The 21,907-nt window shown below is 63.8% G+C and carries 17 protein-coding genes; 10 read left to right on the plus strand and 7 right to left on the minus strand.

All coding sequences use genetic code 11. The features are described 5' to 3' along the window. Positions 1–412: 412 nt before the first annotated feature. From ACWHXP_RS13960 to ACWHXP_RS13970, 3 genes are all read left to right on the plus strand, one after another. The gene (locus ACWHXP_RS13960) at positions 413–1,195 is read left to right on the plus strand and encodes a 3-hydroxybutyrate dehydrogenase (RefSeq protein ID WP_034332649.1); all 783 of its coding nucleotides are present in this window, start codon (positions 413–415) and stop codon (positions 1,193–1,195) included. A 165-nt stretch (positions 1,196–1,360) separates the two neighbouring features. Then, positions 1,361–3,484: a DNA/RNA non-specific endonuclease gene (locus ACWHXP_RS13965; protein WP_489624907.1), complete on the plus strand. Its 2,124-nt coding sequence runs from the start codon at positions 1,361–1,363 to the stop codon at positions 3,482–3,484. Positions 3,485–3,532: 48 nt separating this feature from the next. After that, on the plus strand, positions 3,533–4,297 hold the full coding sequence (locus ACWHXP_RS13970) for a helix-turn-helix transcriptional regulator (protein ID WP_489624906.1): 765 nt from the start codon (positions 3,533–3,535) through the stop codon (positions 4,295–4,297). Here ACWHXP_RS13970 and ACWHXP_RS13975 read toward each other — a convergent pair. Together ACWHXP_RS13975 and katG are read right to left on the minus strand one after the other, a co-directional pair. Further along, the gene (locus tag ACWHXP_RS13975) at positions 4,285–4,863 is read right to left on the minus strand and encodes a phosphonate degradation HD-domain oxygenase (RefSeq protein ID WP_034332666.1); all 579 of its coding nucleotides are present in this window, start codon (positions 4,861–4,863) and stop codon (positions 4,285–4,287) included. The genes ACWHXP_RS13970 and ACWHXP_RS13975 overlap by 13 nt on opposite strands. 165 nt (positions 4,864–5,028) lie before the next feature. Next, the gene (gene katG, locus ACWHXP_RS13980) at positions 5,029–7,278 is read right to left on the minus strand and encodes a catalase/peroxidase HPI (protein WP_121037916.1); all 2,250 of its coding nucleotides are present in this window, start codon (positions 7,276–7,278) and stop codon (positions 5,029–5,031) included. 578 nt (positions 7,279–7,856) lie between these two features. On the opposite strand from katG, the gene ACWHXP_RS13985 reads away from it, so the two are divergent. Then, on the plus strand, positions 7,857–8,417 hold the full coding sequence (locus tag ACWHXP_RS13985; protein ID WP_034332644.1) for a DUF4337 domain-containing protein: 561 nt from the start codon (positions 7,857–7,859) through the stop codon (positions 8,415–8,417). Between the two features lie 155 nt (positions 8,418–8,572). Next, positions 8,573–9,511, plus strand: coding sequence for a DMT family transporter (locus ACWHXP_RS13990; protein ID WP_209531876.1), 939 nt, complete (start codon positions 8,573–8,575; stop codon positions 9,509–9,511). Between the two features lie 18 nt (positions 9,512–9,529). Here the strand turns inward: ACWHXP_RS13990 and tcdA are convergent, their stop codons facing one another. From tcdA to yajC, 4 genes are all read right to left on the minus strand, one after another. After that, positions 9,530–10,378, minus strand: coding sequence for a tRNA cyclic N6-threonylcarbamoyladenosine(37) synthase TcdA (gene tcdA / locus ACWHXP_RS13995; RefSeq protein WP_489624904.1), 849 nt, complete (start codon positions 10,376–10,378; stop codon positions 9,530–9,532). Positions 10,379–10,510: 132 nt separating this feature from the next. Beyond that, positions 10,511–11,455, minus strand: a complete 945-nt coding sequence (gene secF / locus ACWHXP_RS14000) for a protein translocase subunit SecF (protein WP_489624903.1) — start codon at positions 11,453–11,455, stop codon at positions 10,511–10,513. 70 nt (positions 11,456–11,525) lie between these two features. After that, positions 11,526–13,430 (minus strand): protein translocase subunit SecD, encoded by a 1,905-nt coding sequence (secD, locus tag ACWHXP_RS14005; protein ID WP_134221651.1) that lies wholly within the window; start codon positions 13,428–13,430, stop codon positions 11,526–11,528. A 164-nt stretch (positions 13,431–13,594) separates the two neighbouring features. Next, on the minus strand, positions 13,595–13,927 hold the full coding sequence (yajC, locus tag ACWHXP_RS14010; protein ID WP_034341323.1) for a preprotein translocase subunit YajC: 333 nt from the start codon (positions 13,925–13,927) through the stop codon (positions 13,595–13,597). 266 nt (positions 13,928–14,193) lie between these two features. Here yajC and chrA point away from each other — a divergent pair, with 266 nt between their 5' ends. Continuing rightward, on the plus strand, positions 14,194–15,438 hold the full coding sequence (gene chrA, locus ACWHXP_RS14015; RefSeq protein WP_489635728.1) for a chromate efflux transporter: 1,245 nt from the start codon (positions 14,194–14,196) through the stop codon (positions 15,436–15,438). 22 nt (positions 15,439–15,460) lie between these two features. Here the strand turns inward: chrA and ACWHXP_RS14020 are convergent, their stop codons facing one another. Then, positions 15,461–15,760, minus strand: a complete 300-nt coding sequence (locus tag ACWHXP_RS14020) for a hypothetical protein (protein WP_489635727.1) — start codon at positions 15,758–15,760, stop codon at positions 15,461–15,463. A gap of 368 nt (positions 15,761–16,128) precedes the next feature. On the opposite strand from ACWHXP_RS14020, the gene ACWHXP_RS14025 reads away from it, so the two are divergent. From ACWHXP_RS14025 to ACWHXP_RS14040, 4 genes are read left to right on the plus strand one after another with little or no spacing between them, the layout of a single operon-like run. Then, complete coding sequence (locus ACWHXP_RS14025) at positions 16,129–18,330, plus strand: ATP-binding protein (RefSeq protein WP_489635855.1); 2,202 nt, start codon at positions 16,129–16,131, stop codon at positions 18,328–18,330. Beyond that, positions 18,311–19,348, plus strand: coding sequence for an HD domain-containing phosphohydrolase (locus tag ACWHXP_RS14030; protein ID WP_039788967.1), 1,038 nt, complete (start codon positions 18,311–18,313; stop codon positions 19,346–19,348). Before ACWHXP_RS14025 ends, ACWHXP_RS14030 begins: the two co-directional genes overlap by 20 nt. Further along, positions 19,345–20,313: an HDOD domain-containing protein gene (locus ACWHXP_RS14035; protein ID WP_121037892.1), complete on the plus strand. Its 969-nt coding sequence runs from the start codon at positions 19,345–19,347 to the stop codon at positions 20,311–20,313. The genes ACWHXP_RS14030 and ACWHXP_RS14035 overlap by 4 nt, the downstream gene beginning before the upstream one ends. After that, positions 20,300–21,781, plus strand: coding sequence for a PAS domain S-box protein (locus ACWHXP_RS14040; RefSeq protein ID WP_489635726.1), 1,482 nt, complete (start codon positions 20,300–20,302; stop codon positions 21,779–21,781). The genes ACWHXP_RS14035 and ACWHXP_RS14040 overlap by 14 nt, the downstream gene beginning before the upstream one ends. Positions 21,782–21,907 lie beyond the last annotated feature (126 nt).

Below are 21,907 nucleotides of genomic sequence, written 5' to 3' on the forward strand. Positions count from 1 at the left end.
GCTTCCCGCGTCCCCTTCAGAATTGCGGCTGCCTCAAATGAAATCGAAGAATTGATCGATTAATTTCGAGAAACAGCCGATGTCCCCGGGATAACGCTGCACAGACTAACCAGCGAATGTTTCACGCACATGACCTTTGCGGCCGTTTTGGCAGTGCAGCAACAACCGGCGGCCCAGCGTTACAATGGCGTGACAAAGCTGCGTCCGGAGACCTCCCTGCGGGGAGCAGACGCATGCGCGAGGGCAAGGAAAACGGGTGCAAGGGCGAGATCGGCACCCGTGGAATCTTTCGATGCGCAGTTCATCGAAACCAGGGATTGATGGCCGTCATCGGACACCGTGTGCGACAGCGCCGGTGCCGAGGGCGGTCTGGCTTTGCAATGTCCGTCAACTCGAAACATAAAGGAAGATCATGCTACTCAAGGATAAAGTCGCACTCATTACCGGTTCGGCCAGCGGCATCGGCAAGGAAATCGCGATCGAATATGCCAAACAAGGCGCCAAGGTCGTCATCGCCGACCTTGCCCTGGAAGCCGCCAAGGCCACGGCTGAAGAAATCGTCAAGAATGGCGGCACCGCGATGGCGGTGGCCATGAACGTCACCGATGAAACCCAGGTCGACAAGGGCGTGGCCGATGCCGTGAACACCTACGGCGGGCTGGACATCATGATCAGCAATGCCGGCATCCAGATCATCAGCCCGGTCACCGAACTGTCGCTGGAAAACTGGCGCAAGATGCTGGCGATCCACCTGGACGGCGCCTTCCTGACCACCCGCGCGGCGATGAAAGCCATGATCAAGCAGGGCCGTGGCGGCTCCATCATCTACATGGGTTCGGTGCACTCGCATCAGGCCTCGGCGCTCAAGTCGCCCTACGTGACCGCCAAGCACGGCCTGCTGGGCCTGGCCAAGACCGTGGCCAAGGAAGGGGCCAAGGACAAGATCCGCACCAATGTCATCTGTCCCGGCTTCGTGCGCACGCCGCTGGTGGAAAAGCAGATCCCCGAGCAGGCCAAGGAATTCGGCATCAGCGAAGAGGATGTCATCAAGAAGATCATGCTCAAGGACACCGTGGACGGTGAATTCACCACCACCCAGGACGTGGCCCAGACCGCCGTGTTCCTGGCGGCCTTCCCGACCAATGCGCTGACCGGCCAGTCCGTCGTGGTCAGCCACGGCTGGCATATGCAGTAAGCTTCACCCGCATCCAGGCTTCTCCCAAAGCCGCCGTGGCGCAAGCCCGGCGGCTTTGTCTTGGCCACCGGAAACACTGATGTTTTGCAAGATGTTTCAGGTCATGCCGATGTCATATGAAGGTAATAACGTCCCCGGACCCTCCCCCGAGAATCTGGAGATGCCATGGATGCCCAAGCCGTCAAGGATTTCCGCGCCTGCGTGGCCGACACTGCCAGCGAACGCCAGCGTGTGCGCTCGCTGGTAGCCTGCGGACAATGGCGCGAGGCCGAGCCCGACAGTGAACGGGCGCGCGCCTATGCCCTGCGCCAGCGCAACCTGGGCCATCCGGCCGGTCCGGAATCGATCATCGGCGACAGCGAGGATTTCCTGCGCGCCAGCTTCCTGGCGCAAGGCGCAGCGGTGGCGCGAGCGGTGGCATACGTCGAGGTCAACAGCGATCAGAGCAGCGAACTGGCCACCGGCTTCTTGATCAGCCCGCGCCTGTTCCTGACCAACCAGCACGTCATCGCGGATGCCGCCGCCGCACGCGGCACACGTCTCACCTTCCTGCGCGAACTCGACGCACGCGGAGTGCCGCGTGCCACCACCAGCTACCTGCTGGCACCGGAGCGGCTGGCGCTGTTCTCGCCAGCGGATCAGCTGGACTATGCCCTCATCGCACTGGGCGAACGCCAGTCAGGGACGGCCACGGTGGAGGAGCTGGGCTTCTGCCCGCTCTCGGACCAGCCCGACAAGCACGTCATCGGCATGGCGGCCAACATCATCCAGCATCCGTCCGGCTGGATGAAGATGATCAGCATCCGCAACAACACCGTCACCGCGCGCACCGAACACACCCTGCTCTACGAGACCGATACCCAGCAAGGCTCGTCCGGCTCGCCGGTCTTCAACGACGACTGGCAGCTGGTGGCCTTGCATCACTGGGGCGAGCCTTATCGCGATGCCGGTACGGAAGATCAACCGCTGCGCAAGGTCAACGAAGGCATACGCATCAGCGCCCTCTACCGTGACCTGCTGGCACGCCTGCCCACCTTGCCGCCTGAGGCCCGGGCGTTGCTGCAGGAGGCCTTGAGCTATCAGGTGGCCAGCGCGCCCGCTGCCCTCACCGTCGCCGACAACACCGCATCCGACATGACACAGGAGATCAGCATGAACAACAGTGGCAAAGACATCGCTCTGCAGACCGCAACCCTGACGATTCCGCTGGAAGTGACGGTGCGGGTTGCGGGAGGTGCAGCGACCGTCGCCCAGGCGACGACACCCGCTGCCGCCAACGCAAGCCTCTCTGCCAACAACGCGACCTTGCAGCCACCACGCCGGCTCTCCCCGCCCCGCCCCTCCGCAGGCGCAGAAGCCTTGCGCATCGATCCGGATTACGGCAATCGCAGCGGCTACGATGCCGCTTTCATCCCCGGCGCAGAGCTGCCGCTGCCACAGCCGGATGCGAAGCTGGCGGGCGACATCGTCCCGCTGCTGCCTACCGTGGCCGGTGCCGCTGGCGACGACGGCGAACTGAAATATGAACACTTCAGCATCAAACTGTTGAAGCGCCGCCGCATGGCCGCCTTCACTGCCACCAACATCGACGGCACGCATTACCTTGCAGTCGATCGCGGCAGCGGCCAGGTCAATGCGGCCGAAGGCGATGCCTGGTTCCGCGATCCGCGCGTGGCGGCGGGCAGCGTGCTGGAGCAGGATTTTTATTCGGCGTGGTCGACCTATTTCGATCGGGGCCACCTGACGCGCCGTTCCGATCCGAGCTGGGGTACGCCGGAAGAAGCCGAACGCGCCAATGCCGACACCTTCCATTTCACCAATTGCTCGCCCCAGCATTTCCGCTTCAACCAGAGCGCGACCTACTGGCAGGGCCTGGAGCGCTATGTGCTGGAGAACGGCGTGCTGGCTGCCAGCAGCAAAGGCCGCCTGTGCGTCTTCCAGGGCCCGGTGTTCAACGACCAGGTGGACCTGTGGGCCGATGAGGTGCAGATCCCTTCGGCCTTCTTCAAGATCGTGGTGTGGAAGGGCAAGCAAGGCTTGAAAGCGGTAGGCCTGCTGGCCGACCAGTCGGCCCTGCTGTCGGAGAGCCGACACAGCCTGGGAACGCCGCGCGACCTGCCCTCGGTGGACGTCAACCACTGGCGCGTGGCCATTCCCGAACTGGAAAGGATGACCGGGCTGGACTTCGGTTCCAGGGTACGCGCCGCCGATACCATCGCCGATGGCAAGCAGCCGCAGGTCGGCGAAGCGCGCCAGCGCATCACGGCCTTCGAGCAGATCCGGCTGTAGCAGCGAAGTCCGCTATCATGGCGGGATTGCTTTGCATCCCTGCCCGCCATGATCCCATCCTCGCGACCGCATCCCGACACTGCCCCACCCGTGGCGCAGCTGCACCTGCGCAGCTATCGGGAGGAGTCCTTGGCGCACCGGCATGATTTTCCGCAACTGGTGCTACCGCTGGCAGGCCATCTGGCGATGGACATCGCCGGCCGCGAAGGCCTGGCCGATACCGCCACGGCGGCCTTCGTCGAACCCGGCGCGCGGCATGCCACGCGCGCGGGCGGCGAGAATCGTTCGCTGGTGGTCGACCTGGCACCCGATGCGGTCGGCAGCCTGCAACTGGAGGCGCTGGCGCAGCGGCCTTTCCTGCCGTTGTCGCGCGCCGCCGGCAAACTGGTGGAATTCATGGCGGTGGCGGCGAGCGACACCCGCCCCGCCGGCAACACGCTGCAGCATTGGGTTCCCCTGCTGCTGGACGCGCTCACGCAACAGCCGCAGGCACTGTCGCGGCTGCGTTTGATGCTGGCACGGGTGGAGGCGCGCGCCGAGCATCCCTGGACGGTGGCGCAGATGGCGGAACTGGCGGCGATCTCCCCCAGCCGCCTGCATGAATGGTTTCGCGCTGAACTGGACACGTCGCCGCGCGCCTGGCTGGCCGAAGTGCGCGTGGCCCGGGCCTGCCAGCTGCTGCGCACCAGCAGCCTGCCGCTGGCGCAGATTGCCCAGCGCTGTGGCTATGGCGACCAGAGTGCGCTCACGCATGCGCTGCGCAAGCTGCGCGGCACGACCCCATCAGCGTATCGGAAAAGTTATTTGCCCTGAGGACGGCTGGCCTTGCCCGGCCGCAGCAGGCACTCGTTGAAGTAGCCTGCATAGTGCGCATAATCGGGCGTCGGCAAACCCGCCGTCTTGGCACGATCATCCCAGCGCCGCAACCTGACGGCATCCTCGGCATAGGGCCGATCGATGAAAGCCGCCGCCTGTTCCACATCGAAGATCCCGCCCTGCAATTGCAGGCTGCGCACCGAATCGGCCGAGAGCTGCGCGAAGTAGTCCGGATCAGTGGCGCACAGGTAGCGCTTGGCATCCACATGCAGGGCAATCGGCGCCAGCACGGATTCATGGAAGACGCCGCGCAGGAAAGGCAGCACGCGATACTGGTGCAGGTCATCGATGCCGGCCAGGGTGGGCGTCTGGCCCAGGTCTTCCAGCAGGTGGCCAAGATCGTGCAGCAGGCTGGCCACGATCAGACTGGGCGCTGCGCCCTCCTGCTCGGCCAGCAGCGCCGATTGCAGCGCGTGTTCCAGTTGCGTGACCGGCTCGCCGGTGTATTGCGTGTGGCCGTGCCGTGTGAACAGCAGGGCAATGTCATCCAGGCTCAGGGCCATCATGCGCCTCGCAGGTGAAGAAAAAGACCGAACGCCACTATAGCCCCTGCATCGGCGCACTCCGTGACATCTCCATGACACGCGCACGCGCAAAGAAAAACGGCGAGCCTTGCGGCCCGCCGTCGTTCATCGCTTCACTGCCTCACTGCTTGACTGCTTTGCTGCTTACTTCTTCAGGTCATAGCGATCCAGATCCATCACCTTGACCCAGGCCGCCACGAAGTCCTTGACGAACTTTTCCTTGGCGTCCGAGCTGGCATAGACTTCAGCCAGGGCGCGCAGCACGGCGTTGGAGCCGAACACCAGGTCGACACGGGTGCCGGTCCACTTGACGGCACCGCTCTTGCGGTCACGGCCTTCGAACTCTTCCTGGGCGGGCGAAGTGGACTTCCACTCGGTGCCCATGTCCAGCAGATTGACGAAGAAGTCATTGGACAGCACACCCACCTTGGAAGTGAACACACCCTTGGTGCTGCCACCCACCGTGTTGCCCAGCACGCGCAGGCCACCGATGAGGACCGTCATTTCCGGCGCGGTCAGGGTCAGTTGCTGGGCCTTGTCGATGAGCATGTCTTCGGCACGCACTGCATAACGCTGCTTCTGGAAGTTGCGGAAACCATCAACGACGGGTTCCAGCGGCTCGAAGGAGGCCACATCGGTCTGCTCCTGCGACGCATCCACACGGCCTGCGCTGAAGGGGACCGTCACGGCCACGCCTGCATCCTTGGCCGCCTTTTCGACGGCTGCGCTACCGGCCAGCACGATCAGGTCCGCCAGAGACACCTTCTTGGCACCTTGGTTGAACTCGGACTGGATGCCTTCCAGTGCCTTCAACACCTTGGCCAGCTGGGCCGGCTGATTGGCAGCCCAATCCTTCTGCGGCGCCAGGCGCACACGCGCACCGTTGGCACCACCGCGCATGTCGCCACCCCGGAAGGTGGAAGCCGAGGCCCAGGCGGTCGAGACCAGCTCGCTCACCGACAGGCCCGAGGCCAGGATCTTGCTCTTCAGGGCCGTGACATCGGCTGCATCAATCGGCGCACCTTCTGCCTTGGGCAGCGGATCTTGCCAGATCAGTTCTTCAGCCGGCACTTCCGGGCCGAGGTAGCGAGCACGCGGACCGAGGTCGCGGTGGGTCAGCTTGAACCAGGCGCGGGCGAAGGCGTCGGCGAACTGCTCCGGGTGTTCCAGGAAGCGGCGCGAGATCTTTTCGTAAGCCGGATCGAAGCGCAGCGACAAGTCCGTGGTCAGCATGGTCGGACGCAGGGGCGCGCCACCGTGGGCATGCGGGATCACCGCATCGGCGCCCTTGGCCACCCATTGATGGGCACCGGCCGGGCTCTTGGTCAGTTCCCACTCATAGTTGAACAGGTTCTCGAAGAAGTAATTGCTCCACTGGGCAGGAGTCTGGGTCCAGGTCACTTCCAGGCCGGAGCTGATGGTGTCGCCACCGACGCCGCTGCCGAAGCTGCTCTTCCAGCCCATGCCCTGGTGTTCCAGGCCCTCGCCTTCCGGTTCGCGGCCCACGTGCTTGGCGTCGCCTGCACCGTGGGTCTTGCCGAAGGTGTGGCCACCGGCGATCAGGGCCACGGTTTCTTCATCGTCCATCGCCATGCGGGCGAAGGTTTCGCGGATGTCATGGGCGGCGGCCACCGGATCAGGGTTGCCTTCCGGACCTTCCGGGTTCACGTAGATCAGGCCCATCTGGACTGCGGCCAGCGGGTTTTCCAGGTTGCGGCCGGTGGGGCCGGTGCGGCTCTGCTCATTGCCGTGACGGTCGGCATCGGCCGTGATCTCGCCGTGGCTGGCGCCGGCCTTGCCCTTGCCGTAGCGGTCATCGCCGCCCAGCCAGGTCGATTCGGTACCCCAGTAGACGTCCAGGTCCGGTTCCCACACGTCCTGGCGGCCACCGGCGAAACCGAAGGTCTTGAAACCCATGGTTTCCAGCGCGACGTTGCCGGTCAGGATCAGCAGGTCAGCCCAGGAGATCTTGTTGCCGTACTTCTGCTTGACCGGCCAGATCAGGCGGCGTGCCTTGTCCAGGTTGACGTTGTCGGGCCAGCTGTTCAAGGGCGCGAAGCGCTGCTGGCCACGGCCGGCACCGCCGCGGCCATCGCCGATGCGATAGGTACCGGCGCTGTGCCAGGCCATGCGGATGAACAGCGGACCATAGTGGCCGAAGTCGGCCGGCCACCAGTCCTGCGAATCGGTCATCACCTTGGCCAGGTCGGCCTTGACGGCGGCCAGGTCGAGGCTCTTGAAGGCTTCGGCGTAGTTGAAATCCTCACCCATGGGGTTGGACTTGGAAGAATGCTGGGCCAGCAGATCCACACGCAGCTGCTTGGGCCACCAGTCGCGGTTGCTGGTGCCGCTACCGGCGGTGTGGTTGAAGGGGCACTTGGCTTCGTTCGACATTGCGTTCTCTCCTGTTGATCGACCCGATGGGTCATGACGCCCGGACCGGGAAACGGGCATCTTCGTGGCTACCTCCAGCCTGGCTGGACATAGCGGCTTGTACTGCAGCGACAGGCTGACTGCGTTCTGCTACGGCACCATGACGCCGTACTGCGGGGCCAGCTTCGCCTTGTTCCGGTCGTGCTTGCGAAGAACCATTAATGTAATTGATCGAAAACAATCGCGTGATTGTCTTTTTGTATAATGCCAGTCAATAAATCCAATCCCACAGGTTCAGAATTTGTGGGTGAACAGTGTAGCCAAAGGCAAATATTCCTGCTGAACTTGCGGCACATTGTTTGTGCAGGCCGTGCGCAACAGCAGCGGAGAACGTGATCACCCCGACCGTGAGGAAATGCGAATATCGGATGCGTACATTGCCTGCTGGGGCAATCTTGCCTGAGGGAAGTCGCCATCCTGGCCTACAGGAGAATACGAGTTTCGAGATTCTTCAGGTCAACCGATATGGAGGTGAATCGTTGATGAAACGCTGCCCGCGTGCCGGGCCGCCCTCCTTTTCCCACATTACAAGAACCATCATGACGGAAGCCACCGAAAACCTGGAACACGCCGAGCACGCCCATGCCTCCGGCAACAAGAAGCTGGCCTTGCTCATCGCCATCCTGGCGCTGGTGCTGGCCATTACCGAAACCCTGTCCAAGTCCTACCAGACCGAGGTCATCCTGAAGCATCAGGAGGCGGCCAACCTGTGGTCCTTCTTCCAGGCCAAATCGGTGCGCGGCAATGCGGCGCAGCTGGCCAAGCAGCAACTGACCTTGCTGGGCAATCCCAAGGATGAACGCATCAGCGCGGCCGTGGCCAAGCTCGACGACGCCATCGCCCATTACGACAGCGACGAGAAGAGCGGCGAAGGCAAGAAGGAGCTGTCCCACAAGGCGCGCGAAGCCGAGCACGAGGCGCATGCCTACATGGAGAAGTACGAAAAGATGGAAATGGCCGCCGGCATGCTGCAAGTGGCCATCGTGCTGGCCTCGGCCACCATCATCACCGGCGTGGCCGTGCTGGCCTACCTGTCGATGGGCATCGGCGTGGTGGCGCTGGCCTTTATCGGTGCGGGCTTGTTCGGCACCGCGATCTGAACGGCTTGACCGCACAGCAGACCAACGCCGGCCTCGTGCCGGCGTTTTCGTTTCTGCCCTCGCCCGCCACAAGAAAACCGTAGCCTGCAACAATCCTTCCCGCGTCGGCTGGGGCATACTGCCCCCCTTTGCAACATGGCTGACTTTGATTCCCGATGAGTTCCAACACGATCCTGCAAGGCATTTTCTATGGCGCACTGGCCGGTGCCGCCTGGGGCCTGGTATTCCTGGCCCCTGAACTGACCCGCGCCTTCTCGCCCTGGCAACTGACGGCCGGGCGCTATCTGGCCTACGGACTGTTCGCAGCGCTGCTGATCGCGCCGCGCATCAAGAAACTGCTGCCGCACCTGGGCCGTGACGAATGGCGCGCGCTGGTGTGGCTGAGCTTGCTGGGCAATGTGGTGTATTACGTGTTCCTGGCCAGTGCCGTGCAACTGGGTGGCATGGCCATGACCTCGCTGGTGATCGGCTTCCTGCCGGTGGCGGTGAGCATCATCGGCAGCCGCGGCCATGGCGCGGTCTCGCTGCGCAAGCTGGCCCCGTCGCTGGCCTTGGGCCTGGCCGGCATCGCCTGCGTGGCCTGGCAGTCGCTATCCGGGTCGGCTGGAGGCGATATGAAGCAAAGTGTCATCGGCTTCTTCTGCGCCCTGGCCGCATTGGCCTCCTGGACCACCTATGCGGTCGGCAACAGCCGCTGGCTGGCGCGCCTGCATGAAGTTTCTGCGCACGACTGGAATCTGCTGATCGGCGTGGTCACGGGGCTGCTGTCGCTGTTCATCGCAGTGCCGGCCTTCACGGTGATGCTGCAGCCGCATCCGGGCAGCGAGTGGATGCATTTCGTGGCGGTGTCGGCGGGAGTGGCGATCTTTGCGTCGCTGTTCGGCAATGCCTGCTGGAACAAGGCCAGCCGCCTGCTGCCACTGACCATGATCGGGCAGATGATCCTGTTCGAGACCCTCTTTGCCCTGCTCTACGGCTTCCTGTGGGAACAGCGTTGGCCGACCTTGCTGGAGATCGCGGCCATGGTGCTGGTCACCGTCAGCGTGCTGCTGTGCGTGTCCGCGCACCGGGTCGATGAGGGCGGCGGGCACTGAAGCCCCCTCCTCCTTGCCTCAGCTGGCCTTCTCGGCCAGCTTCTTCAAGACATGCGCTGCGGCCACCAGGCCGAAGGTGGCCGTGACCACCATGGCCGAGCCGAAACCGGCGCAATTCAGCCCTGTCACGCCAGCTTGCGTGCTGTCGGCGGCATCCTCGCCCCCATCCAGGTCTTCTGCCTGCACGATCTCGCAGGCTTCGCCCTCGGCCAGATCCGGGAAACGCAGCGGTTCCGTCGAGAACACTGCGTCGATATGAAACTTGTTCTTGGTCCCGCGCGGGAAACCATGCTGTGAACGCAGGCGCTTGCGTACCTTGGCCAGCAACGGTTCCTGCTCGGTACGGCACAGGTCGCGGATCTCGATCTGAGTCGGATCGATCTGCCCGCCGGCGCTGCCGATGGTGACCATGGGCATGCCGTTCTGGCGGCACCAGGCGATCATCGCCACCTTGGCCGGGACATTGTCGATGGCGTCGATGACGTAATCGAAACGGCCACCGCCCAGCATCTGCTCGACATTCTCCGGATCGACGAAATCCTCCACCTCGGTGACCACGCAGGTCGGATTGATCTGCCGGATGCGCTCATGCAGGGCCGTCACCTTGGCCTGTCCCAGGGTGCCGGTGAGCGCATGGATCTGGCGATTGACATTCGATTCAGCCAGGTTGTCCAGGTCGATCAGGGTCAGGTGGCCGATGGCGCTGCGGGCCAGCGCCTCGACGATCCAGGAGCCCACGCCGCCGACGCCGACCACGCACACGCGCGCCTGGCCGAAGCGTTGCAGGGCTGCCGCGCCGTACAGGCGGGCAACGCCGCCGAAGCGGCGCTCATAGTCGATATCGTTCAGATCGATGGATGCGGTCATGATAAAAAAAGGGGAATGCAGTGATGCGCTGTCGTGAAGATCAGCATTATCCCGCCTTTGCGGGCCTTTCATGAAAAAGGGCCGCTGCGTGAACGCGGCGGCCCTCCCTGTGCAACGCTGGTGAATCGGAAATCAGACCACCGCGCCGCCGTTCTCGTCCTTGACCTTGACCGGCTTGATCAGGTCTTCGCGCTTCACGCCCAGCCACATGGCCAGCGCTGCGGCGACGAACACCGAGGAATAGATACCGAACAGGATGCCGATGGTCAGCGCCAGCGCGAAATAATGCAGCGTCGGGCCACCGAAGAAGAACATCGCCAGCACCATCATTTCGGTGCTGCCGTGGGTGATGACGGTACGCGACATGGTGCTGGTGATCGCGTGGTTCAGCACTTCGGGCGCGGAGAGCTTGCCGAAGCGGCGATCCCGGAAGGCCTCGCGCACCCGGTCGAACACCACCACCGACTCGTTGACCGAGTAACCCAGCACGGCCAGGATGGCGGCCAGCACCGTGAGCGAGAACTCCCACTGGAAGAAGGCGAAGAAGCCCAGGATGATGATGATGTCGTGCAGGTTGGCGATCACCGCCGCCACCGCGAACTTCCATTCGAAGCGGAAGGCCAGGTAGATCACGATGCCCAGCACCACCATGCCCAGGGCCAGCAGGCCATCATGGGCCAGCTCGTCACCGACCTGGGGACCGACGAATTCCACGCGCTGCAGGCGCACGTCCGGATCATCAGCCCTCAGGGCGGCATTGACCTTCTCGCTCTGCTGGCTGGCGTTCACGCCGGCTTGGGCGGGCAGGCGGATCATCACGTCCTGGGCAGTGCCGAAGCTTTGCACCAGGGTGTCGCGGTAACCCAGTCCTTCAATCGACTTGCGGATCTTCTCCAGGTCGGCCGGCTTGTTGTAGGCCACTTCCATGACCGTGCCGCCGGTGAATTCGATGGAGAAGTGCAATCCCTTGGAGAACAGGAAGAACACCGCGGCCACGAAGGTCAGTGCCGAGATCGCATTGAAGATCAGGGCATGACGCATGAAGGGAATGTCTTTTTTGATGCGGAAAAATTCCATCACTATCCTTTCGGTGCCGGCACCACCTGCAGCGGGGTGCCTGGCTCAAATCTGGCTGTGCTGCTGATGATTACTTGGCGTCGCGCTTGGCGGCGGCCTTGCCGGAAGTCGAGAGCACATCGCCCTCGGGCTTCCAGATCTGGCCGATGGCCAGGCCCGACAGACGCTTCTTGCGGCCATACCAGAGGTTGACCACACCGCGCGAGAAGAACACGGCCGAGAACATCGAGGTCAGGATGCCCAGGCAGTGCACCACGGCGAAGCCGCGAATCGCGCCGGAGCCGAAGATCAGCAGCGCCAGGCCGGCGATCAGGGTGGTCACGTTGGAGTCCAGGATGGTCGCCCACGCGCGGTCGAAACCGGCGGCAATCGCTGCCTGCGGCGAATTGCCGGCGCGCAGTTCTTCACGGATGCGTTCGTTGATCAGCACGTTGGAGTCGATCGCCATACCGAGTGCCAGCGCGATGGCGGCAATACCCGGCAGGGTCAGCGTGACCTGCAGCGTGGACAGCAGCGCCACCAGCAGCAGCACGTTCACCGACAGCGCCAGGGCGCTGAAGAAACCGAACAGCTGGTAGTAGATCACCATGAAGACGGCCATGGCCAGGAAGCCATACAGCACCGAATCAAAGCCCTTCTTGATGTTGTCGGCACCCAGTTGCGGGCCGATGGTGCGCTCTTCGATGATGTCCATCGGTGCGGCCAGCGAACCGGCGCGCAGCAGCAGGGCCAGGTCGCTGGCCGCTTCGGGCGAACCCATGCCGGTGATCTGGAAGCGCGAACCCAGTTCGGAGCGAATCGTGGCCACGGTCAGGACTTCGCCCTTGCCCTTTTCGAACAGGACGATGGCCATGGCCTTGCCGACCTTGTCACGGGTGGCTTCACGCATCTTGCGGCCGCCGTCGCCGTTCAAGTCGATGCTCACCGCCGGCTGGTGGTTTTCATCGAAGCTGGCCGAGGCGTTGGAGATGTAGTCGCCGGTCAGCACCGGTTCCTTGTTCAGCACCACGGGTGCGCCCTTGCCGATCTTGAACAGTTCGGAGCCGAAGGGGATGGCCGAGGTTTCTTCGGTGCCGCGCACCACGCTTTCATCGACCATGCGCACTTCCAAGGTCGCGGTACGGCCGATGATGTCCTTGGCACGCGAGACGTCCTGCACGCCCGGCAGCTCGACCACGATGCGGTCGGCGCCCTGGCGCTGGATCAGCGGCTCGGCCACGCCCAGTTCGTTGACACGCTTGGACAGGGTGCTGATGTTCTGCTTGACGCCGTCTTCCTGGGTCTGCTTCAGGGCTTCCGGACGCAGGGTGGCGATGAGTTTGAGGTCATCGCCACTGCCGGCGTCGGTGAGCACCATTTCCTGCAGCTCGCCCAGGGCGGCGCGGGCCTTGTTGCGGGTATCGGCATCGCGGAAGGAAATCTCGATGCTGTCGCCGGAGCGGTTGATGCCGCTGTGGCGGATGTTCTTGTCACGCAGCAGGCTGCGTACGCTGGCTTGCATGCCTTGCAGGCGCTTGTTCAGGACCGCCTTGATGTCGACCTGCATCAGGAAGTGCACGCCGCCGCGCAAGTCCAGGCCCAGGTACATCGGGAAGGCGTGCAGGCTTTGCAGCCATTGCGGGGTATTGGGCAGCAGGTTGAAGGCGACGATGTAGGTCGGGTCGCTGGGGTCGGTATTGAGTTCCTTCTCCAGCAGGGCCTTGGCCTTGAACTGGATGTCGGTGGTGGCAAAGCGGGCGCGCACCGAGGGCTGCGAACCGGCATTGTCGAACGCCACGCTCTCTGCGCCGAGATTGCCTTGTTTCAGGATCTGATCGACACGGCCGGCCACGGCAGGCTCGACCTTCAGGGTCGACTTGGCACTGCTGATCTGCACCGCGGGGGATTCGCCGAAGAAGTTCGGGACGGTATAGATCACGCCGAACAGCAGGGCCAGGACGATCAGTGCGTATTTCCAGAGAGAGTAACGATTCATGGTCTTGTGCTTCTTGCTTGCGGGAGAGGGAGGCAGGGACCTGCCGCCCTGTTCAGAACGGGCGCCAGGAACCGGAAGTTTCTGCACACCGTTCTAACGACATGGGCGCATCAGCGATGCGCCCATGGGTTCGCCGGTTCAGGCCGGCCAACCGGTGAGGCCGATTACAGGCCCTTGATGGTGCCCTTGGGCAGCAAGGTGGTGACAGCGCCCTTTTGCACAATGACTTCGGTGCCTTCGGAGACTTCGATGGTGATGTAGCCATCGGCCACCTTGGTGATGCGGCCCAGCAGACCACCGGAGGTGACGACTTCGTCGCCCTTGCTCAGTGCGTCCATCATGGCTTTCTGTTCTTTCTGACGCTTCATCTGCGGGCGGATCATCAGGAAATACAGGACCACGAACATCAGGATGATCGGCAGGAAGCTGGCCAGGTTGCCCATCGCGCCACCAGGGGCTGCTGCGGCCGTTTGCGCGTATGCGTCGGAAATAAACACGTAAGGCTCCAAAGGTTGATTGAAAAATAGCCCTGCATTCTAGCACTGCGCAGGCACCAAACCGCCAAATCGGGGTGCATTGCCGCAGATCAAGGGGGCACCAGGCTAAATCGGGCTTTTTTGTCACCTGCAGCGAAAGAAAAATCGCTGCACACCCCATGAAATGGCAGGGCACATGAAAAAAGCTTCATTTCGCCCTAAAGCCGCCCTTAATATAGGCGGCGCTCCGGTCCCCTGCTTCGCGCGCCAACCCGATCCGACACCGCATGCCAGCTTCCCCCGCTCCCGAACCTGCCACCCCCTCCGCCTTGCCCGCTGCCCCGCGCCAACCGGCGTGGGCGATCTTTCTGGTCTTCCTGCGGCTGGGGCTGACCTCCTTTGGCGGGCCGGCCGCCCATCTCGGCTATTTCCGCCATGAATTCGTGGCCCGGCGGCGCTGGCTGTCCGAACAGACCTATGCCGACCTGGTAGCCATGTGCCAATTCCTGCCCGGCCCCTCCAGCAGCCAGGTCGGGCTGGCCATCGGCCTGATCCGGGGCGGCTATCGCGGTGCGCTGGCGGCCTGGCTGGGCTTTACGCTGCCCTCGGCGCTGCTGCTGATGGTGGTGGCCTTGTCGGTGCTGGAGGATGCGCACTGGCTCTCCGGGGAGGTGGTGCACGGCTTGAAGATCGTGGCCGTGGCCATCGTGGCGCAGGCGGTATGGGGGATGGCGCAGACGCTGTGCCGCGGTCCGGTACGCCTGGCCATCATGGCGCTGGCTGCGCTGGCGGCGTGGCAGCTGCAGGGCAGCCTGGTACAGCTGGGCGTGATCGTGGCAGCCGGTCTGGCCGGACGGCTGCTGCTGCACGGCCCGCAGCTTGCGCTGCAGGAACACCTGCCGCTGGTGGTCAGCCGCCGCACGGGGCGTGCCTGCCTGCTGCTGTTCTTCGTCCTGCTGGCGGGCATTCCGCTGCTGGCCGCGCTCCATCCGGCGGCCTGGCTGCAGCAGATCAACATCTTCTATCGCGTCGGTTCCCTGGTCTTCGGGGGCGGCCATGTGGTGCTGCCGCTGTTGCAGGCCGAGCTGGTGCCCACGGGGTGGGTCGACAAGGATGTTTTCCTGGCCGGTTATGGCGCAGCCCAGGCGATCCCCGGCCCGCTCTTCACACTGGCGGCCTATCTGGGCGTGGTGATGTCTTCCTGGCCCAATGGGGTGGCCGGTGGCGTACTGTGCCTGCTGGCCATCTTTGCGCCGTCCTTCCTGCTGGTGACCGGGCTACTGCCGTTCTGGGATGCGGTGCGCCGTCAGGCCGCGATGCAGGCGGTGCTGGCGGGCGTCAATGCCGCGGTGGCGGGATTGCTGCTGGCAGCGCTCTACCAGCCGGTGTGGACCAGCGCCATCTTCGGCGGGCGTGACCTGCTCATTGCGCTGGCGGCCTTTGCCGCTCTGGTGTGGCTGAAACTGCCCTCCTGGGCGGTCGTGCTGCTGGGGGTGCTGGCCGCCACCTTGCCGGCGCTGGCCGGGATGTGATTGGCTAGCAGGTGCAGCGGACTCAGTAAACCACCACCACTGAACGCTCCTGCTGATTCACCAGCAGGAAGGCCCGTCCATCCGGGCTGCCCGCAGGCACGGCCCCACAGGTGTTGGAGACGGCCGCCACGCCATTGATGACATTGACCACCACGTTGCAGCGCGTAGTCACCAGTACCGAGATGGAGAGTTTGGCCGTGGTGGCCGCCTGCAAATGGGGCCAGGCCCAGCAGCCGAGCGTGAGCAGGAGCAGCGTGGCATGCCAGCGCAGCAAATCAGGACGCGCCAGTCGGGTACCTGCCATCGAGGGGGGATGCTTCATGGTGCGGGCTCCTTGTCGGGTTGGGCCACTGCATTGTTAGGTTGTGCTGTCATCTTAAATAAATTAATCGAATAAATCAATAAAATTAATTTGACAGAGTAAAATGACAATATTGTTTATTTCGAAATTGCAGCGGAAGCCGTGCAGCACCAGCAGCAGCGTGGCAGAGGTCAATTATTATCGCAATGACAAGCTCAGCATTGTGCCGCATTTTGACCACAGTCGCGCTTTCCCGTCGGAACAAATAAAACAATTTCGGCAATTTATTATCCGATTCGTTATAATTGATTCTATCGAAACCCGCAGTGCCTCCCTGCACTTGCGGGCGGAATCGAACCGGAGTCGGGAAACATGGAGACAAGCTCGTGATGCCAGGCAGCACCCCCAATGACGCGCAGCACGCCCCGGCGCGCCCGCGCGACGGCCGTTTGCCGCTGGCGCTGGCCGAGGCCGGCTTTGCCGTGCTGACGTTGGCCGCGCTGTGGCGTGCCAACCTCCCGCCCTGGTTGATCGTGGGACTGCTGGCGCTGTGGCTGGTACGGGCCCTGATCCTGCTGCGCCTGCTGCGCGACCATCAGCGTGCCGCGCGCAACCTGGTCCTGGCCAAGGAAGCGGCCGACCAGGCCATGCTCACGCGCGGGGCCTTCCTCTCCACCATGAGCCACGAAATCCGCACACCCATGAATGCGGTACTGGGCATGGCCGGACTGTTGCGCACCACGCGCCTGGATACGCAGCAAGCCGAATTCGCCAAGGCCATCGAGGATTCGGCCAATGCCCTGCTGGGCATCGTCAATGACGTGCTCGACTTCTCCAAGATCGACGTCGGCAAGATGGACATCGCCGTGGTCGAGTTCGACCTGCTGGAAGTGGTGGAAGCCAGCGCCGAAGCGCTGTCCTTCAAGGCGCACGAAAAGCGCGTGCGCTTGATGGCGCACGTCGATCCGCGCCTGCCGGTGCGGCTGCTGGGCGACCCCGGACGCATCCGCCAGGTCCTCCTGAACCTGCTGGGCAACGCGCTCAAGTTCACCCATGTGGGCGAAGTGCTGCTGCGGGTGCAGGCCTTGCACGTGTCGGGCGATCACTGCCGGGTGCGTTTCGAAGTGCGCGACAGCGGCATCGGCATGGATGACGATACGCTGCGCCGCCTGTTCTCGCCCTTCTCGCAAGCCGACAACTCGGTCACCCGCCAATACGGCGGCACCGGCCTGGGCCTGTCGATCTGCAAGCGCCTGGTGGAACTGATGGGCGGCAAGATCGGCGTGGAGAGCACGCCCGGTAACGGTTCCTGCTTCTGGTTCGAACTGGGCATTCCCGTGGCGCAACCTCCGCAGTTCGCCACCCGACCGCATGCAGCCAAAAAACGACAGGTGGCCCTGCTCGAAACGCATGATGCCAGCGCCGCCATGCTGCACGAATACCTGCGTGGGGCCGGCCTGGAAACGGTGCGCTACAGCAGTGCCAGCGACGCCCTGGCGGCGCTGACCGGCCCGGCGGCTACGGCCACCGGCATCGATACCCTCATCGTCAGCAGCGAGATCCGGGATGTGCCGCCGGCCGCAGTGCTGGCACGCCTGCACGCGGAAAGGCCGACAGTTACGTGCGTGCTGCTTGACCATGGCGTACACGGCCTTAATATAGACGGAAAATCAACGTCGCCAGCCCTGCAGTTGCCGCTGCGCAAGCAACAGCTGCTGCGTGCGGTCGATCCGCTGGCGGGCGGCAAGGATGCGGCCGACGGGGAATTGACGGCAGCGCGCCCGCTCCGGGCGCTGTCCCATCCGGGGCAACAGGGGCAGCAGGAACAGCGTGAACTCCTGCTGGTGGAAGACAACGTGATGAACCAGAAGGTGGCGGTGTACCAGCTCAATGCCATGGGCTACGCGGTCGATATCGCCTCCAACGGTGCGGAGGCGCTGGAGAAGCTGGCACGGCGCGCTTACGCGCTGATCCTGATGGATTGCCAGATGCCGGTGCTGGATGGCTACGAAACCACGCGCCGCATTCGGCGTCTGCAGGGCGAGCTGGCCCACACCCCCATTGTCGCGATGACCGCCAATGCCATGGCCGGGGATCGGGAACAGTGCCTGGAGGCCGGTATGGACGATTACCTGACCAAGCCTTTGCTGCGCTCGCAACTGGCGGCGATGCTGGAGCATTACCTGCCGGCGGCGCAGGAAGCGGCCGCCGACACCGGTGCTGCGCCGCTCATGCTCGACGAGAGCCGCCTGCAGGAACTGTTCGGCGAGGACACTGCGCTGGCTGGCCAGATGCTGGACATGTTCGTCGAACACACTACGCCGGTCATGGACGATCTGGCGCGGCATTGCCAGGCCAGCGATCCGCTGCTGGGCGAGATCCAGGCGCTGGGCCACCGGCTGGCGGGCAGCTGCCTGAACCTGGGCATCCAGGCGCTGGGACAGGCGGGACGCAACATGGAATTGGCGGCACGCCAGGGCGAACTGGCACACGTGCGCAAGCTCGCCGAGGAGTGCGCAAGCGCCTTCGCCGCCTTGCGACAACACCTAAAAGAGAGGGCCGGGGGAACACATGAAGATTCTGATCGTTGACGACGACAAGACCAATCTGTCGCTATTCACGCACATGCTGGCGCAGTTGCCCGATACCAGCATCAGCACCTGCCCCGATGCGTATGAAGCGCTGGACTGGTGCGGCAGCCACGATCCGGACCTGATCCTGCTGGACTACATGATGCCGGGCATGGATGGCCTCGATTTCCTCTCGCGTTTTCGCGCCATGCCGGGCCAGGAAATGACGCCGGTCATCATGATCACCGCCGACATGGGCCTGCAGGTGCGGCACAAGGCGCTGCAGATGTCGGCCAATGATTTCCTGTCGAAGCCGGTGAACCGGGTGGAACTGCTGGCGCGGGTGAAGAACATGCTGGCCATGCGCAAGTCGCAGCTGGCCATGAGCCGGAAGATCGAAGACTTGTCTGAAGAGGTGGAGCAGAAGGCGCAGCAGAGCACCAGCCTGGCGCTCAATTCGGTGGACCTGCTCTCGCGCGCGGCCGGCTATCGCGATCCGGAAACGGGCGAACACCTGGTGCGCATGTCCAATTACACCCGCATCATCGCCGCCCATCTCGGCTTGCCCAAGGAGGAGCAGGACCTGCTGCTGGCGGCCTCCCCCATGCACGACATCGGCAAGATGGGCATCCCCGACCATATCCTGCTCAAACCCGGACGGCTGGACGAGGAAGAACTGAAGGTCATGCGCCTGCACGCGCAGATCGGTGCCGACATCTTGCGCGGCAGTCCGTCCTCACTGCTGCAGACGGCCTCCCGGATCGCCGAGACCCATCATGAAAAATGGGATGGCAGCGGCTACCCCAATGGGATAAAGGGCGACGACATTCCTTTGTATGGCCGCATCGTGGCCGTGGCCGACGTGTTCGACGCGCTGACCTCCTCGCGTCCTTACAAAAAAGGCTGGAGCCTGGAAGACGCAGCGCGCTATCTGCGCGACAATGCGGGCAGCCACTTCGATCCGCGCTGCGTGGAAGCCTTCTTTGCCGGCTGGGAGGAAGTGGTCGATATCTACAACCGCAACCAGGACGGCAAATGATGCTCACCTTCATTGAACCCACGTTGTTCGAGAAGCTCAGGAGCGCCCAAGCCCTGCCCTCGCCCGGCGGGGTGCGCCTGACCATCATGCGCCTGTGTGCGCAGGATGATCCCGACATGCATGAACTGATCCACCTGGTGCAGGCCGATCCGGCCCTGTCCGGGCGCATCATCCGCATCGTCAACGTACTCAATGCCGACCGCGTGCGCCCGATCGCCTCGGTCAGCATGGACAGCATGCTGCTGGTCGGCCTGCAGGCCGTGCGCCAGCTGGCCCTGGCGCTGTCGCTGGCGGAAACGACGGCCCCGGCCTCCTGCGCCAACTTCAAGCTGCCGGCCTTCTGGGCCCACAGCTTCGCCATGGCCTGCAGTGCCCAGGCCATCAGTGGCCACACCCGCGTGGCACCGCTGGGAGAAATGTTCACCACCGGCCTGCTGGCCAACATCGGCAAGCTGACCCTGGCCTCGGCCCATCCGGCCGGCTACTCGTCGCTGCTGACGCGCCCGCTGGAGCCGTCGGGGCAACTGGCGATGGAACAATCGCTGTTTGGCTTCAATCACCTCAACATCGCGGCGGCGCTGATGCAGGACTGGAAGATCCCGGAACTGTTCTGCGATGCCGTGCTGCACTACGAAGCCCCGGCCCTGCCGGAGGAGCTGCCGGCTCCGCGCCCGCTGGAAATCATCTGGACCCTGTATCTCTCGGCCGCCATGGCCGAACTGGGCTGCGGCACACCGCAGGTAGCCGAGGCCGCCCTGCCCAAGATCGCGCGGGCGCTGCCGCAACTGCAACTGGCACCGAATGATTTCCCGGCGCTGTATCAGGCCGCAGGGGAGGACTGGCAGGATTGGACCCAGACCATGCACCTGACCGCCAAGACCCTGTGGCAGGGTCTCCCGGGGCAGGTCCACGACAAACTGCTGCGCCTGCAAGAGGCCGTCGGCGGAGACGATGCAGGCACTTGAACAACTGCTGCTCAGCGAAGCACCCGACGCCTATGTCCTCATGGACATGCAAGGCGGCGTGGTCTACTGGAACCGCTGCGCCGAACAGATCTTCGGCTACAGCGGCCAGGAAGTGCTGGGCCAGCATCTGGCGGACTTCATCGTGCCGCCCGAGCGGCGCGCAGAGGAAGAGCGGGTGTTCGCCGATACGCTGGCGCTGGGCCGGGCCGAATGCCAGTCCATCCGCCGCCGCAAGGATGGCTCGCTCTTGCACCTGTCAGTCTCCAACAAGCTGTTGCGCGATGAGCAAGGGCAACCGCAATACGTGCTGTCCTGCAAGCGGGACATCAGCCAGGCCACGGTGCAACGTGACATCAGCCTGATCGCGGCCAGTGTCCACGGGCTTTATGATTCGCTGCCCGACGGCATCATCGTGGTCAACGCGCTGGACCGCGTGGTGCTGGCCAATCGCCGCGCCGGCGAGCTGTTCGGCTGGGAGGTTGGCGAACTGACCGGCCGTGCCATCGATGTCCTGATCCCGCAGCGCTTCCTGGCCATGCATGCGCAAAACCTGGCGGAGTACCTGTCCGGCCGCGCCGCTCCGGCCAGCAATACCACGCCCGACCTGTGCGGGCTCAAGCGCAATGGCAGCGAATTCCCGGTTGACGTCAGCCTGAGCCCGCTGGCCATCGAGGGCGAGACCTTCCTCATGATCGCCGTGCGCGACATCAGTGACCGCAAGCGCATCGAAGAAGATTTGGCAGAAAAGAACCGCGCCTTGCAGGAGGCCGTGGAGTCGCGCAACCGCTTCCTGGCCAATACCTCGCACGAGCTGCGCACGCCCCTGAACGCCATCCTGGGCTTTACCGAAATCCTGCTCACACGCATGGGCGGACCGCTCACGGCCGAGCAGGAACAACAGCTGCAGACCGTGCACGAAAGCGCCCAGCATCTGCTGGGACTGATCACCAGCCTGCTGGATGTCTCGCGCATGGAGGCCGAGGCGGAAGACCTGATCCCCGAGGCCCTGCTCTGCTCGGAACTGATCGAGGAAGCCGTGGCCGTACTGCGCCCGGCCGCAATGAAGAAAGGCTTGCAGCTGGAGCTGGCACCCTATGCGGGCGAAGTGCGCATCCATGCCAACCGGCGCGCCCTGGCGCAGATCCTGATGCACCTGGTCGGCAACGCGATCAAGTTCACCGATCGCGGCCAGGTGCTGGTGAAGCTGCGCCAGCAACACCACGACAAGACCCTGACCAGCTGGATCGAGGTCAGCGACAGCGGCTGCGGCATCAGCGAACAGGACCAGCAGAAGCTGTTTCGCGCCTTCACCCAGCTCGACGCCACCGCCTCGCGCAAGCACGAGGGCATGGGCCAGGGCCTCTACCTGAGCCAGAAGCTGGCCAACCACATGGGCGGCACGATTACGGTACAAAGCCGGGTCGGGACCGGCAGCCGTTTCACGCTCTGCCTCGAAGAGAGCACTTGAGCCAGCGCATGCCGTGACATCTCGGCGTGCGCCAATCCACCACAACAGCGTAGAATCGCGGCACAACAAAAACAGTTTCCGAAGGCCGCGTCCCATTGGGAGCGCGGCTGCGGGAGGGTTTCCAAA

The sequence above is a fragment of the Herbaspirillum sp. Her2 genome (assembly GCF_057961375.1).

Excerpts from the sequence above, each read along its gene's own strand:
- ACWHXP_RS13960 (WP_034332649.1), top strand. The coding sequence starts at position 413 with ATGCTACTCAAGGATAAAGTCGCACTCATTACCGGTTCGGCCAGCGGC.
- ACWHXP_RS13965 (WP_489624907.1), top strand. The coding sequence starts at position 1,361 with ATGGATGCCCAAGCCGTCAAGGATTTCCGCGCCTGCGTGGCCGACACT.
- ACWHXP_RS13970 (WP_489624906.1), top strand. The coding sequence starts at position 3,533 with ATGATCCCATCCTCGCGACCGCATCCCGACACTGCCCCACCCGTGGCG.
- ACWHXP_RS13975 (WP_034332666.1), bottom strand. The coding sequence starts at position 4,863 with ATGGCCCTGAGCCTGGATGACATTGCCCTGCTGTTCACACGGCACGGC.
- katG (WP_121037916.1), bottom strand. The coding sequence starts at position 7,278 with ATGTCGAACGAAGCCAAGTGCCCCTTCAACCACACCGCCGGTAGCGGC.
- ACWHXP_RS13985 (WP_034332644.1), top strand. The coding sequence starts at position 7,857 with ATGACGGAAGCCACCGAAAACCTGGAACACGCCGAGCACGCCCATGCC.
- ACWHXP_RS13990 (WP_209531876.1), top strand. The coding sequence starts at position 8,573 with ATGAGTTCCAACACGATCCTGCAAGGCATTTTCTATGGCGCACTGGCC.
- tcdA (WP_489624904.1), bottom strand. The coding sequence starts at position 10,378 with ATGACCGCATCCATCGATCTGAACGATATCGACTATGAGCGCCGCTTC.
- secF (WP_489624903.1), bottom strand. The coding sequence starts at position 11,455 with ATGGAATTTTTCCGCATCAAAAAAGACATTCCCTTCATGCGTCATGCC.
- secD (WP_134221651.1), bottom strand. The coding sequence starts at position 13,430 with ATGAATCGTTACTCTCTCTGGAAATACGCACTGATCGTCCTGGCCCTG.
- chrA (WP_489635728.1), top strand. The coding sequence starts at position 14,194 with ATGCCAGCTTCCCCCGCTCCCGAACCTGCCACCCCCTCCGCCTTGCCC.
- ACWHXP_RS14020 (WP_489635727.1), bottom strand. The coding sequence starts at position 15,760 with ATGAAGCATCCCCCCTCGATGGCAGGTACCCGACTGGCGCGTCCTGAT.
- ACWHXP_RS14025 (WP_489635855.1), top strand. The coding sequence starts at position 16,129 with ATGCCAGGCAGCACCCCCAATGACGCGCAGCACGCCCCGGCGCGCCCG.
- ACWHXP_RS14030 (WP_039788967.1), top strand. The coding sequence starts at position 18,311 with ATGAAGATTCTGATCGTTGACGACGACAAGACCAATCTGTCGCTATTC.
- ACWHXP_RS14035 (WP_121037892.1), top strand. The coding sequence starts at position 19,345 with ATGATGCTCACCTTCATTGAACCCACGTTGTTCGAGAAGCTCAGGAGC.
- ACWHXP_RS14040 (WP_489635726.1), top strand. The coding sequence starts at position 20,300 with ATGCAGGCACTTGAACAACTGCTGCTCAGCGAAGCACCCGACGCCTAT.